This window comes from Streptomyces resistomycificus, from assembly GCF_001514265.1.
GTDB lineage: Bacteria > Actinomycetota > Actinomycetes > Streptomycetales > Streptomycetaceae > Streptomyces > Streptomyces resistomycificus.
The window spans coordinates 194,576-208,059 of sequence record NZ_KQ949001.1; the positions used below are offsets into that span (position 1 = coordinate 194,576).

Here is a 13,484-nt window from a genome sequence, read left to right on the forward strand (position 1 = left end):
GGGTCTCGATCCCCCCGGATTGATGGAGCTTTCTGCCTGGCCGACGGTCTGCCGGCTCGGTGGCGCACCCGGCGCACATGGGTGGTGTTCACCGGGCGGTCGTGAAGATTTATCACGCCCGCAATATTGATCACCCGTACGTCATGTGACGCAGACCACGAGAAGAAGCGGACAAAGAACACCGCGACGGGCATAGGTGCCCGTCGCGGTGATGCGATCGTTATCCGGATTTGAGCGTCCGCTGAGCGAACACATCATCCTCACAAGTCACGGCATAAGTGTCGTCACGAGCGTCTCCTGGAGGCCGCCGAGCCACAGGTACGCCATCACCATCGGCTTGCGCGGGTCCTCGTCCGGCAGCCGGTAGAGGAGGTCGGTGTCCTCCTCGTCGGTGATGTCCAGCCGGGACCCGATCGCCAGGCGCAGGTCGTTCAGGGCGCCGAGCCACTGCCGGGACTGCTCCGGCGAGAGCTTGAGGACCGCCCCGCCACCCTCGGCCGCGGAGCTGAGCTCGTTCAGGGCACGGATCACCGCGAGGGCGTTCTCCCGCTTGCCGGAGCGCAGGTCGTTCTCGGTGTAGCGGCGGAACTCGGCGGAGTACGCCCGCTGCTCCTCGGCCTCCCTGGGCCCCGGCGTCCCCTCGGGGTCGCTGTAGGCGTCCGGGAAGAGGCGCATCAGGACGGGGTCGGCGGGCGGCTCGCTCGGGCCCTCGGCGAACAGCTCGGCGAGCGGGTCGTCGGAGGCGTCCTCGGCGGGGCCCGGGCCGATGAGCTCCAGAAGCTGGACGGCCAGCGACCGGATGATGGAGATCTCGACGTCGTCGAGCGCGACGGCCGCGCCGCCGCCGGGGAGCGGTTCGAATTGTCCGGGCATCAGGGGATATCGCTACTTCCGGTCCTGCTGGAGGGTGGCCCACAAGCCGTAGCCGTGCATCGCCTGCACGTCGCGTTCCATCTCCTCGCGGCTCCCGCTGGAGACGACCGCCCGGCCCTTGTGGTGGACGTCGAGCATGAGCTTGGTGGCCTTGTCCTTGGTGTAGCCGAAGTACGACTGGAAGACGTACGTCACGTAGCTCATGAGGTTGACGGGGTCGTTGTGCACGATGGTGACCCAGGGGACGTCCGGCTCGGGGACGGCGAAGACCTCTTCCGCCGACTCGGTGCGTTCGATCTCTACGGGAGCGGGTGACGTCACATGGCCCATGCTGCCACCGCAGGGGGGTGGTCGCACAAACCGACGTGTGACGGAGGCGACGGGAACCCGAAATCGTCAGAGTGACGAAATGGGGGTAGCATCTCCTGCCATGCGGCGTACACCGGGGACAACCCCCGGGCCCCCGGCCGGCCCGGGGGCACTCGGAGAGTCATGGGCGAGGAGAGCTGTCGTGGATGTAGCGGACCTTGGACTGCCGGTGGAAGTTCCCTCGACGGCGCTCTTCACGGACCAGTACGAGCTCACGATGTTGCAGGCCGCTCTGAAAGCGGGGACCGCCGAGCGCCGCAGCGTGTTCGAGGTCTTCACCCGGCGCCTGCCGGACGGGCGCCGCTACGGCGTGGTGGCGGGCACCGGCCGGGTCCTGGACGCGGTCGAGAACTTCCGTTTCGACGCCGACGTCCTCGCCTTCCTGCGCGAGCGCGGCATCGTCGACGACACCACCCTGGACTGGCTGTCCTCTTACCGCTTCTCCGGTGACATCTGGGGCTACCCCGAGGGCGAGGTGTACTTCCCGGGCTCGCCGATCATGCGGGTCGAGGGGTCCTTCGCCGAGTGCGTGCTCCTGGAGACCGTGATCCTGTCGATCCTCAACCACGACTCGGCGATCGCCGCGGCCGCCTCCCGGATGGCCTCCGCCGCCGGTGACCGGCCGCTGATCGAGATGGGTGCCCGGCGCACCCACGAGCTGGCCGCGGTCGCCGCCTCCCGCGCCGCGTACGTCGGCGGCTTCACCACCACCTCCGACCTGGCGGCGGGCTTCCGCTACGGCATCCCCACGGTCGGCACGTCCGCCCACGCCTTCACCCTCCTGCACGACCGGGAGCGGGACGCCTTCCAGGCCCAGGTGAACTCGCTGGGCCGGGGCACGACGCTGCTCGTGGACACGTACGACGTCACCGAGGCGGTCCGCACGGCCGTCGAGGTCGCCGGACCCGAGCTGGGCGCGGTGCGCGTCGACTCCGGTGACCTGCTGCTGGTCGCCTACCGGGTGCGGCAGCAGCTGGACGAGCTGGGGGCGACGGACACGAAGATCATCGTGACCTCGGACCTGGACGAGTACGCGATCGCCTCGCTGGGGGCGGCGCCGGTGGACGCGTACGGCGTCGGCACCCAGCTGGTGACCGGCTCGGGGCACCCGACGGCCTCCATGGTCTACAAGCTGGTCGCCCGCGCCGAGTCCGCCGACCCGAAGGCTCCGCTGGTGTCGGTGGCGAAGAAGTCGTCCGGCGGCAAGACGTCCGTCGGCGGCCGCAAGTGGGCCGCGCGGCGTCTCGACAGCCACGGGGTCGCGGAGGCGGAGGTCGTCGGCACCGGGCCGGTACCGGCCGAGCTGGCGGACCGGCAGCTCCTGGTCGAGCTCGTCAAGGGCGGCGAGGTCGTGGCCCGCGAGCCGCTGGACGTCGTACGCGACCGCCACGCGGCGGCCCGCGCCGGCCTGCCGCTGTCGGCGACCCAGCTGTCCCGCGGAGAACCGGTCATCCCGACGGAGTACGCGCACGGGCGCTCGGGTAGCTAAAGCGGGAGTGACGCGATGCGCCCCGCAACGCCCCCTCCCGAACGGCCCTTCGAGTCAATAGGCTCGTAAGTTCACCGGCCGGGCCAGCACCCCCTTCCACGACCCAGTCGTCCATAACCGAAGGACACCGACCATGCGCCGCGCCTTGATCGTCGTAGACGTGCAGAACGACTTCTGCGAGGGGGGCAGCCTCGCGGTGGCCGGGGGTGCCGATGTGGCCGCCGCCGTGACCGAGCTGATCGGGCAGGCGGCCGGCTCCGGCTACCAGCACGTGGTGGCGACCCGCGACCACCACATCGCCCCCGGCGGCCACTTCGCCGACAACCCCGACTACGTCCACTCCTGGCCCGCGCACTGCGTCGCCGGCACCGAGGGGGTGGGCTTCCACCCGAACTTCGCCCCCGCCGTCGCCTCCGGCGCGATCGACGCCGTCTTCGACAAGGGGGCGTACGCGGCGGCGTACAGCGGCTTCGAGGGAGCCGACGAGAACGGCGTCCCGCTGGCGGACTGGCTCAGGGCCCGGGAGGTCGAGGAGGTGGACGTGGTGGGCATCGCCACCGACCACTGCGTCCGCGCCACCGCGCTGGACGCGGCCCGCGAGGGCTTCCGCACCCAGGTCCTGCTGGACCTGACCGCCGGGGTCGCCGAGGAGACCACCGAACGGGCCCTGGAGGAGATGCGCGGGGCGGGCGTCGAGCTGACCGGCAAGCCGGTCGTATAGGGCCCCGCGCAGGCGGGCGGGGCGCCGCCGGTGCGACGCCCGCCGCAGCTCACGCCGACGCCGCCGGCCGCCTCAGCAGGGCCCGGATGGGGTGCCACAGCTCCTGGACCAGCTCCGGGCCGACACCGAGGTCAGGTGCCGTGCGCCATATCAGGCCGTCCGGGTGGTGCAGGACCGCGGTGATCTCGTCCGGGGTCGGCGGGGCGGCGTTGCCCCGCAGGTAGACCGCGCGCATGCCCAGGTTGCGCAGCCTGGTCAGGGCGCGCGCCCGGTTCTGGGCGTGGACCAGCACACGGACGCAGTCCGTGCCGTCGGCGGCGGGGCGGGGCAGGTTCAGTGCCACCACCACGCTGCCGGTCGGCAGCTTGCAAAAACCTCCTGCGGCCATGCGGTCATGCCCCCGTGCGAGTCGACGTCAACATCAGTGTCAATAAGACAACCACAGGACGCACCTAAACACGATCGGCGGCAACCCGCCAGGGGGTCGCCGCCGATACGCTTCTGACCTGCGAATATGCCGACTACTTCGCGGAGGGGCCCACCTGGACCGAGATCGTCGAGCCGTCCGCCGGCTCCTTCGTGATCTTGATCCGGGTATCGGTGTCAGTGATCTTGACGCCCGCCAGCGGGTTCGACGCGTCGTAGTACGTCGACGTGCCGTCGTCGAAGACCGGGACCCCGACCCGCGACTTGATCTTCGTCGCGACGTCCGCGTTGTGCAGCGTGATCGCATCCGTCTGCTGACGGGTGAAGGTCGAGTCGAAGGCCTGGATGCGGTTGCGCATCAGCGTGCCGTCGGACCACCGAAGCGGGGCCGGGTGGGAGTCGATCGGCAGGATCAGACCCTCACCGGGGTGCTGGCTGGTGTTGTCGTCCGCCTGCGAGGTGTCCCACTTCCAGATCAACAGGCCGTTCTGGTAGGCGTAGTGCTCCACCCAGTCCGGACGGGTCGTCGAGAAGCCGTAGTTGTACGGGCCGACCTTGAGGGTCTTGTCGTACGACACGTACTGGCGGTTCTCCGCGATGTAGTACTGCGGATAGTCGTCCGTGATGGCCGCGCCGATGCGCGAGAAGCCCTTCGCCGTCCACGCCTCGTCCGCGGACTCGGCGTTGTCGGAGAACACGGTCGCGCCGTCGGCGGTCACCGTGATCTCGTCGGCCGCGAAGCCCTGCTGCGCCACCCCGCCGTCGGTGGCGTAGCGGAAGCGCAGGCTGATCTTCTGGCCCGCGTAGGCGTCCAGCGGGAACGTCAGCTTCTGGTACGACTCCACCGTGCCGGTGAGCGCGGGCTTGTCGCTGCCGTCGCGCGGGATGGCGCTGCCGTCGGCCAGCTTGCCGTCGATCGGCGTCCAGTTGGAGCCGTCCGTGGAGACCTCGGTGTAGAGGAAGTCGAAGTCCGCCTCGATGTCCCACCAGCCGTCGAGCGTCAGGCTCGCGGCGGACTTGCCGGTCAGGTCGACCGAGCGCGTCAGGGTGTTGCGCAGGTCGTCACCGCTGCCGCTCCACCACTGGCTGTCACCCTGTGCCGGGGCGACCACCTCGGTGGTGACCGTCTTGTCGGGCAGTTGCACGATCAGGGCCTGCGGGTTCTCGGTGTTGTACTCCGCCACACCCAGGGTGTGGTTCGACTTCACGCCCGCCTCGGCGATGTCGTAGTCGAGCCAGCCCAGCTGGAGCTTGTCCCAGGCGTTCATGTCGCCGGGCAGGTCGCCGATGGACTCCTTGCCGGTGCCGAGCCAGGAACCGGAGGACATCAGCGTCCAGAAGCCGGTGGAGTTCTCGCCGCCGCCGGAGGTGTCGTACTCGTCGGGCAGGCCCAGGTCGTGGCCGTACTCGTGGGCGAAGACGCCCAGTCCGCCGTTCTCCGGCTGGATCGTGTAGTCGCCGATCCAGATGCCGGTGTCGCCGACCTCGGTGCCGCCGAGCTTGTTGGTGTCGGGACCGGTGGAGCCGGAGTCGGTGCCGAAGGCGTACCAGCGGTGGGCCCAGATGGCGTCCTCGCCCTGCGCGCCGCCGCCCGCGGACTCGTCCTCGCCGGCGTGCACGATCTGGAAGTGGTCGACGTAGCCGTCGGCCTCGTTGAAGTCGCCGTCGCCGTCGAAGTCGTAGCGGTCCCACTGGTCGAACTCGGCCAGCTCCGCCTTGATCTCGGCCGCGGAGTCGCCCGCCGCCTCGCGCTCGGCCACCCAGGCGTTGACGCCGTCCTGCACCGCATACCAGGCGCCGGTGGGCGCGTCGTTGGAGCCGTAACGGGCTTCGTTGTAGGGGACCTTGACCCAGTCGGTCACCTTGCCCTCGACCGAGTAACGGCCCGAGGACTGCTTCTCGTAGTACTTCTTCAGCGACTCGGTGTTCTTGCCGGTGCCGAAGTAGAGGTCCTGGAAGTGCCGCTGGTTGTAGTCCGCCTGCCAGGCCGTGCTGTTGTCCTTGGCCCGGTCCGGCTTGGCTATCTGGTTGTGGAGGGGGCCGGGGGTGCCGCCGTAGCGGCTGTCGACCTGGTCGCCGAACTCCACCAGGATGGTGAAGATCTTGTCGGTCTTCTCGCGGCCGAGTTCGACGTACTTGTCCTCGCCCTCCAGCTTGACGACCTTCGAGCCGTCGCGGTCCCGCACCTTGGCGGCACCGGATATGACCTGGTCGAGCGCTTCCTCGCGCTGGGCCGCCTGCGTCTGGGACAGGGGTCCGTCGAGGTCGTGCTCCCTGCTCTTGGCCGGCTGCGGGTCGTGCCCGTCGACGGCCGCGGGTGCGCCGGCCGGGTCGGCCTGGGCGACCGCGAAGGTCGAGAAGGTGGCGGTGGCCGCGGCGAGTGCCACGGCGACCGCCGCCGTTCTGAACTGCCAGGATCTGCTGGTCACTTGAATTCCTCCCCCGCGTTCGGGCGCGCGGAAGGAGGGGGGCCGGTGCCTGGGGGATCCGCGCGCGCGTGGTCAACGCGTGTAGTCAAGTGACGTCATTTGACTAGAGGTTGGGAAGAAAAGACAGACCTTGACTTGGACAGGTCAATTGCACTATGCGGAGCCGGTGTTCGCTTTGCGAACACCGGTCCGCCTTCGAACGGGCGCGCGGTTCCGTCCACCTGATGGACACCATGACTCCGTGCGCCCCCCGTGCTCCGGCACTGTTGGTCAGGTCACGCTTACTGTTCGTTCCACTCGGGCATGCAGCCGATTAGAGTCGACTGGCGGAACGCCCTGAAATCGGCGGAAAGCCAGGCCGACGCCCCCGTGGACCCCCACTTCCGAGGACACGATTGCCATGCCTCGTCCGACTGTCACGCCTCGCCCGACGGCCGCACAGCTCGCCTACGGTTCGTGCACCGTGATTTTCTCGACGCTCGCCATGCTGCTGCTGTCACAGACGAGTTCGGGCGTGGGGATCGCGATCATCGCAGTCTCGGCGCTCGCTCTCGGGCTGCTGGTCGCGATGACCGTCCCGACGCCGAAGCCACGCCTGGTGGCGGTGCACCGCCCCGCCACGCGGACCGCACAGGCGCCCGTGCCGGCCTCCGTCGCCTCACTGGCGTCCGAGCAGCCCGTGCACGAGCGCGCTGCGTCCTGAGGTCTGTTCGTCCGTACGTTCTGTTCGTCCGTACGTTCTGTTCGTCCGCGCGTTGTGTTCGTCCGTACGTCTTCCGGCGGCGAGGCCGGCCGGTGGTTCAGCGGGTGCTGACCACCACCGTCTTCGCCGCTTTGTCGTGCAGACCCTGCTTGTAGGGCTTGTCGAAGAAGCTCACGCCGCCCGAGATCGCGGTCCAGATGCAGGCACAGCAGAACGCGAACGGGATCCACAGCACCGCTGAGCGGATCAGTGTGTTCTGCACGGACGGCGTGGCCCCGTTGTCGAGGTTGGCCACCCGCATGCCCAGCCACTTCTTGCCGAGCGTCTGCCCGGACTTGACGATCATGAGGGTGTCGTAGGCGATGTAGAGCACCGCGGCGACCAGGGACTGACCGAGCGACTTGCTGTACTCGATCTGGTCGCCGTCCACGTCGTACTCGTTGACGCCGAAGCCCAGGGTGATCAGCCACACGACGATGCCCACGATGATCATGTCGATGATGCGGGCGAGTGTGCGCCGGCCGCTGTCGGCGAGCGGAGGCATGCCGGCCAGCGGGTCGCCGGGCTGACCGCCGCCGCCGTACGGGGTCCCGCCCCCGTAGGGGTCACCGCCGCCGTAGGGGCCGCCACCGCCGTACGGAGGCCCGCTGCCGTACGGCGATCCCGAGCCCCCGGCCGGCGGGGGCTGCTTCCTGAACGGGTCGTCTTCCGGTGGCTGCTGACCGGAGCCGGGAGGCGGTTCACTGCTCATGGCCCGAGTCGACCGCGAACGCCCCCACTCCGCATCCGGCGAGCGGCCGTCCGGGCGACCGAATCATCTACGACGAACGCCGTACGGCATCCCTTCGCCGCCGCCCGTCGGCCGTTGTCGGCCGTTGTCGGCCGTTCTCGTCAGGAACCCGGCCGGTGCTTCCGTCAGGCCACCGCCACGAACGTGTGGGCCGCCTTGTCGTGCCAGCACTGGTGCCACGGCCGGTCGAACAGGCACCACGCGACGCCCACCACACCGATGCCGAGCAGGCCGGGCACGCTGTACACGAGCCAGCGGCGCAGGGCCCCGCCGAAGGACGGCGGCTCATGGCCCTCGATGTCCCGCACCTCCAGGCCGAGCAGCTTCTTGCCGAGGGTGCGGCCCCACTTGGCGGTGGGCAGCGCCTCGTAGAGGGCGCCGAAGACCAGCAGCACGGCGAGGACGATGCCGAGGTACACCGACGTCGTGCCGTCGAGCAGCCAGACCGTGACGGTCTCGCCGGACAGCTTGGCCGCCTCGACCTTCTCGTTGACGTGGTCGATGGCCCTGGCGCCAAGAGGCACGGCGGCACCGGCGGTGACGGCACCGAGCACCAGGGTGTCCACCAGACGGGCCGCCAGCCTCTTGCCCATGCTCGCCGGGCGGGCCTCCGACTGACGCCGGGCGGCCGCCTGGAACACGTCCTCCACCGGCGGCTTCCACGGCGTGACCGGCTGCTCTTCGTCGGCGCCCGCGAGCCGGTGCACCTGCTGCGCCCAGGAGGGCTGGCCGCCACCGGCACCGCTCGCCATCGGCGTGCCGCCGGAAGCGGCGGGCTGGGGTGCGCCGGGCTGGTGGGGCACGCTCGGGGTGGCCGTCTGCTGCGGACCGGGCGCCGGAGGCGTCTGCTGCGGGCCGGAGGGGGCGGTGGGAGCGGCTCCCGCGCCTGCCTGCCCCTGCGCGGACGCGGCCCGGGCGGCCGCCTTTCCGGCACCGAAGCCGGGAGCTCCGGGGCCGTCGGCCACGGCGGGTCCGGGACCTCCGGCCGCGGGCGGGGTTCCGCCCGGGCCGCCGTTCGCCGGGTACCGGCCCTCGAAGCCGGCCGCGGGCTGCGGCCTGAGGCCTGCCGCGGCGGCGTCGGCCGCGCCCGTGCTCCCCCGTTGCGCCCCGGCCGCCCCGCCCTGCTGTGCCGTGCGCGGGGAGAGCGCGCGGAAGGTCATGGTGCCCTCGTCACCGCGGGGGCCACCGGGGCCCGGGACGCCGGGAGTTCCCGCCTGCTCACCGGAGCCCGCCGTGGCCCGGCGGAAGACGAACGTGTTGCCGGACGCGTCCTCCCGGTCCGGCGCGGCGGGCGGGATCGTCGCCGTGCCGTCCGTACGGGCCGAGCGACCGTCCGGCGGGGCCGGGGCATCGCCGGGCCCGGCGGCGTGCGGCTGCCGCGGATCGGCGCCCTGCGGGGCACCCGAGGTCTGCTGGGCGCCCTGCGGAGCCCCCTGCGCGCCCTGCGGAGCCGTCTGCGGCGAGCCCCAGGAGACCCGGCGGTCCTGGTCTCCGCCGAAGCCCGACTGCCGGGACCGGTCGGCACCCCAGGCGGACGCGGGCTCGGGCCGGCTGCCGTGCTGGGCGTCGGCCTGTCCGGGCACGCCGGACGCCAGGCCGCCGGACAGGCCGGCCGGGTCCTCGTCGAAGAAGTGCGGGCCCGTCTCCTCGACCGGCGGCGGCCCGGAGGCCGTCACGGCCGGGGAGCCGGGTGGCGGGTCGAGCCGCTCGCCGTCCGCCGGTGCCGGGCGGCTGGTGCCCGGTACCCAGGCAGCGCCGTTCCAGTACCTGACGTATCCAGGAATGGACGGGTCCGGGTAGTAACCGTCGCGGGGCCTGTCGTCACCGGGGGCCGGGGTTGGGGCGCTCATGTCCGTCGTCCCGTATCTGCTCGGGGGTGAATATGGGGGCTACACATCTATCAGACCGGCGCAACCCCCACCGCCAGTCCCACCGGACCCACTCTTTTTGAGCAACCTCGTGACAGTGCCGGGAAAAAAGTTCCGGAAAACCGCGTAATGCTTCGGGGCCCCACTCCCTCTCTCCTCGTACGGGCCCGACGCGGGTCCCGCCACGAGAGAGCGCGAAAGCGCGCGAGAGAGGAACGTACGCCATGCATTTCACCGTGGTGGAGCGGGAGCTGGAGCTCCAACTCGTCCTGTCGCCCGAGCGCAGCATCCCGGTCCCGGCCCGGCTGAGCTACCGCTCCGACGACCCCTACGCCGTCCACGTCACCTTCCACATCGGCACCGACCATCCCGTGCACTGGACGTTCGCCCGCGAACTCCTCGTGGAGGGGGTGTTCCGGGCGTGCGGGCACGGGGACGTGCGGGTGTGGCCGACGAAGGTCGCGGGGCGCAGTGTCGTGCTGATGGCGCTCAGCTCCCCCGACGGCGACGCCCTGCTGGAGGCCCCGACGCCCCAGGTGTCGGCCTGGCTGGAGCGGACGCTGCGGGCCGTGCCCCCGGGCTCCGAGGCCGAACAGCTCGGTATCGACGACGGCCTGGCCGAGCTGCTCGCCCCGATTCCGGGCTGTCACGACGAGCTGTGGCTGTGCGACCCGTGGCCGTCGGACGAGTCCCAGGACGGGGAGTGAGCGGGAAGAGCGGGTCAGAAGAGCTTTCCGGGGTTCAGGAGGCCCAGCGGGTCGAACGCCGCCTTGATCGCCCGCTGCATCTCGACGCCCACCGGCCCGATCTCGCGCGCCAGCCACTCCTTCTTCAGCACGCCCACACCGTGCTCACCGGTGATGGTGCCGCCGAGCTCCAGGCCGAGCGCCATGATCTCGTCGAAGGACTCGCGGGCGCGCCGGGACTCGTCGGGGTCCTGGGCGTCGAAGCAGACCGTCGGGTGGGTGTTGCCGTCGCCCGCGTGCGCGACGACCCCGATGGTGAGCTGGTACTTCTCGGCGATCCGCTCGGTCCCTTCGAGCATCTCGCCGAGCCTCGACCGGGGCACGCACACGTCGTCGATCATCGTGGTGCCCTTGACCGCCTCCAGGGCGGTGAGGGACAACCGGCGTGCCTGGAGCAGGAGTTCGGACTCGGCGGCGTCGTCGGCCGGTACGACCTGGGTGGCGCCGGCCGCCTCACACAGCGCGCCGAGGGCGGCGAGGTCGGCGGCCGGGTCCGCGGTGTCGAAGGCGGCCAGCAGGAGGGCCTCGGTGGTCTCGGGGAGCCCCATGTGGGCGAGGTCGTTGACGGCCTTGACCGTCGTGCGGTCCATCAGTTCGAGGAGGGACGGCACGTGGCCGCCCTCCATGATCCGGCACACGGCCTCGCAGGCGGCGGCCCCGGAAGCGAACTCGGCGGCCAGCACCAGTTGCTCGGGCGGCCGCGGCCGCAGCGCCAGGATCGCGCGTACGACGATGCCGAGCGAGCCCTCGGAGCCGACGAACAGCCGGGTGAGGTCGTACCCGGCGACTCCCTTGGCCGTGCGGCGGCCGGTGGACATCAGCCGCCCGTCGGCGAGGACGACGTCGAGGCCGAGGACGTACTCCGCCGTCACCCCGTACTTCACGCAGCACAGCCCGCCGGAGGCGGTGCCGATGTTGCCGCCGATCGTGCACATCTCCCAGCTGGAGGGGTCCGGCGGATAGTAGAGGCCGTGTTCGTTGACCGCGCGGGAGAGCGTGGCGTTGACGACACCCGGTTCGACCACGGCGATGCGGTCGACGGGGTTGATCTCGAGGATGCGGTCCATCCTCGTCAGGGACAGCACGATGCAGCCGTCGGTGGCGTTGGCCGCGCCCGACAGGCCCGTGCGGGCGCCCTGCGGGACGACCGGGACGCGTAGTTCGGTGGCGGTGCGCATGACGTGCTGGACCTGCTCGACGGTGCGCGGCAGCACGACCACCGCCGGGGCGCCGGCCGGGCAGAAGCTGGCCATGTCGTTGGCGTAGGAGGCCGTGACGTCCGGGTCGGTGAGGACGGCCTCGGTGGGCAGACCGCCGAGCAGACGGTCGACGAGGTTCCCGGTCGCTTCGTCGCGAGGCGCTTCGATACGGCTCATGATCACAGGGTCGCACCGGGGGCCATCGGTGTGAACCCCGAGTACGGCAGCCGCCGCATGCCAGGGTGTGGTCGTCGTACTGACGCACAGTGAGCGCCATGGAGAAGCAGCAGGAAGCTTCGGAGACGCCCCGGGAGCAAAGTCCGGACCAGACCGCGGAGCAGACCCCGCAGCCCCCTCGGACGGCGGAGACCGCGCAGGCCGCGGAGACCGGGGCAGGCGCGGAGACCGCGGAGACCGGGGCAGGCGCGGAGGCGGAAGCGGGGGCCAAGGCGGGAGTGAAGACGGGGGCCGCGGTACGGCGGCCGCGGATCAGCCGGCGCGCGCTGATCGCCTCTGTCGCGGGGTGTGCCGTGCTGGGCGGGGTGCTGACGCTGCTGCCCTGGGAGCGGGCGGGGACGGGGGCTCCGGCGCCGGCCCCCGGGGCGCAGGCGCTGAGCGCGGTCACGTCCGGGGTGCCGGCCGCGCTGCCCGACCTGGCGGCGCTGATCGACGACCGGGAGTCCCACCTGCGGGCGCATCCCCGGGACGCGCGGGCGTGGGCGGTGCTCGGGTCGGCGTTTGTCGAGCAGGGGCGGCGGACCGCGGACGCCGGGTACTACCCGAGGGCCGAGCAGGCGCTGCGGACCTCGCTCAAGGTGGACGCGCGCGGGAACGCGGAGGCCCTCGGCGGCCTGGCGGCCCTCGCCAACGCGCGCCGGGACTTCCGGGCGGCGCGGACGTGGGCCGAGGCCGCCCGGAAGGCGGCACCGGGGCGGTGGACGACGTATCCACTGCTGATCGACGCCTATACCGGCCTCGGCGACCACAAGGCCGCCAAGGGGGCCCTCGACCGGCTGCAGGAGCTGCGTTCCGGGCCGGCCGTGATGGCCCGCGCGGCCGCCGTCTACCGCGACAACGGCTGGCGTGAGGACGCCGCCGCCGCCCTCGCGGACGCGGCGGCCGGGGCGCGGGCACCGGCCGAGCGGGCGGCGTATCTGGAGCGGGCCGGGCAGCTGGCGTGGGAGCGCGGCGACCGCGAGGACGCGCTGCGGCACTTCCAGGAGGCGGTGCGCGTCGACCCCGACCAGCGGGCCGCGCAGGCCGGTCAGGGGCGGGTGCTGGCGGCACTGGGCCGGACCACGGAGGCACTGAACGCCTACCGGGTGGCCCTCGCCAGGCAGCCACTCCCCCAGTACGCCCTGGAACTGGGCGAGTTGTACGAGACCCTGGGGCTCAGGCAGGCCGCGCGGGTGCAGTACGACCTGCTGCGGGAGCGGGTGCGCACCGCCGCCTCGCACGGGGCCGACGAGGAGCTGGTGCTGGGGCAGTTCGAGGCGGACCACGGGGACGCCCGGGCGGCGGTACGGCGGCTGCGGGCCGAGTGGGCCCGGCAGCCGGGCATCGCGGTGGCCGACGCGCTGGGGTGGGCGCTGCACCGGGCCGGGGCGCACGAGGAGGCGCTGCGGTTCGCGGTGACGGCGACCGACAAGACGAAGGAGGGGGGCGTGCGCAGCGCCCTGTACATGTACCACCGGGGCATGATCGAGAAGGAGTTGAAGCGGCACGGGTCGGCGCGACGGCACCTGGAGGAGGCGCTGCGGATCAACCCGTACTTCTCGCCGGCGCGGGCGCGGGCGGCCCGGGCGGCACTCGCTCAGCTGGGTGAGCCGTCGCTGCGGAAGCTGCCGGTGATGGACGCGCCGGACGAGTAG

General features: G+C 71.7%; 12 protein-coding genes. 5 read left to right on the forward strand and 7 right to left on the reverse strand.

From position 1 onward, the window contains the following. Positions 1-267: 267 nt before the first annotated feature. Both AQJ84_RS33750 and clpS read right to left on the reverse strand, forming a co-directional pair. The gene (locus AQJ84_RS33750; protein WP_053191153.1) at positions 268-873 is read right to left on the reverse strand and encodes a DUF2017 domain-containing protein; all 606 of its coding nucleotides are present in this window, start codon (positions 871-873) and stop codon (positions 268-270) included. 12 nt (positions 874-885) lie between these two features. Further along, positions 886-1,203, reverse strand: a complete 318-nt coding sequence (gene clpS / locus AQJ84_RS33755; RefSeq protein WP_030042563.1) for an ATP-dependent Clp protease adapter ClpS — start codon at positions 1,201-1,203, stop codon at positions 886-888. Between the two features lie 181 nt (positions 1,204-1,384). Here clpS and AQJ84_RS33760 point away from each other — a divergent pair, with 181 nt between their 5' ends. Further along, on the forward strand, positions 1,385-2,731 hold the full coding sequence (locus AQJ84_RS33760; RefSeq protein ID WP_053191151.1) for a nicotinate phosphoribosyltransferase: 1,347 nt from the start codon (positions 1,385-1,387) through the stop codon (positions 2,729-2,731). 133 nt (positions 2,732-2,864) lie between these two features. After that, entirely contained in the window at positions 2,865-3,452 is a 588-nt protein-coding gene (locus AQJ84_RS33765) for an isochorismatase family protein (RefSeq protein ID WP_053191149.1), read from the forward strand. Positions 3,453-3,501: 49 nt separating this feature from the next. On the opposite strand, the gene AQJ84_RS33770 is transcribed toward AQJ84_RS33765, so the two are convergent. Continuing rightward, positions 3,502-3,840, reverse strand: a complete 339-nt coding sequence (locus tag AQJ84_RS33770) for a hypothetical protein (RefSeq protein WP_030042566.1) — start codon at positions 3,838-3,840, stop codon at positions 3,502-3,504. Between the two features lie 133 nt (positions 3,841-3,973). Beyond that, positions 3,974-6,307: an immune inhibitor A domain-containing protein gene (locus AQJ84_RS33775; RefSeq protein WP_053191148.1), complete on the reverse strand. Its 2,334-nt coding sequence runs from the start codon at positions 6,305-6,307 to the stop codon at positions 3,974-3,976. A 400-nt stretch (positions 6,308-6,707) separates the two neighbouring features. Here AQJ84_RS33775 and AQJ84_RS33780 point away from each other — a divergent pair, with 400 nt between their 5' ends. After that, positions 6,708-7,010, forward strand: a complete 303-nt coding sequence (locus tag AQJ84_RS33780) for a hypothetical protein (protein WP_030042567.1) — start codon at positions 6,708-6,710, stop codon at positions 7,008-7,010. 97 nt (positions 7,011-7,107) lie between these two features. Here AQJ84_RS33780 and AQJ84_RS33785 read toward each other — a convergent pair whose 3' ends face one another. Together AQJ84_RS33785 and AQJ84_RS33790 are read right to left on the reverse strand one after the other, a co-directional pair. Then, positions 7,108-7,761, reverse strand: coding sequence for an RDD family protein (locus AQJ84_RS33785; RefSeq protein ID WP_030042568.1), 654 nt, complete (start codon positions 7,759-7,761; stop codon positions 7,108-7,110). 164 nt (positions 7,762-7,925) lie between these two features. Next, positions 7,926-9,650, reverse strand: a complete 1,725-nt coding sequence (locus AQJ84_RS33790; RefSeq protein WP_053191146.1) for an RDD family protein — start codon at positions 9,648-9,650, stop codon at positions 7,926-7,928. Between the two features lie 242 nt (positions 9,651-9,892). Between AQJ84_RS33790 and AQJ84_RS33795 the strand changes: the two genes are divergently transcribed. Next, positions 9,893-10,375, forward strand: coding sequence for an SsgA family sporulation/cell division regulator (locus AQJ84_RS33795; RefSeq protein WP_030042571.1), 483 nt, complete (start codon positions 9,893-9,895; stop codon positions 10,373-10,375). A 14-nt stretch (positions 10,376-10,389) separates the two neighbouring features. On the opposite strand, the gene AQJ84_RS33800 is transcribed toward AQJ84_RS33795, so the two are convergent. Beyond that, complete coding sequence (locus AQJ84_RS33800) at positions 10,390-11,796, reverse strand: FAD-binding oxidoreductase (RefSeq protein WP_030042572.1); 1,407 nt, start codon at positions 11,794-11,796, stop codon at positions 10,390-10,392. Positions 11,797-11,888: 92 nt separating this feature from the next. Between AQJ84_RS33800 and AQJ84_RS33805 the strand changes: the two genes are divergently transcribed. Beyond that, positions 11,889-13,484: a tetratricopeptide repeat protein gene (locus AQJ84_RS33805; protein ID WP_225877335.1), complete on the forward strand. Its 1,596-nt coding sequence runs from the start codon at positions 11,889-11,891 to the stop codon at positions 13,482-13,484.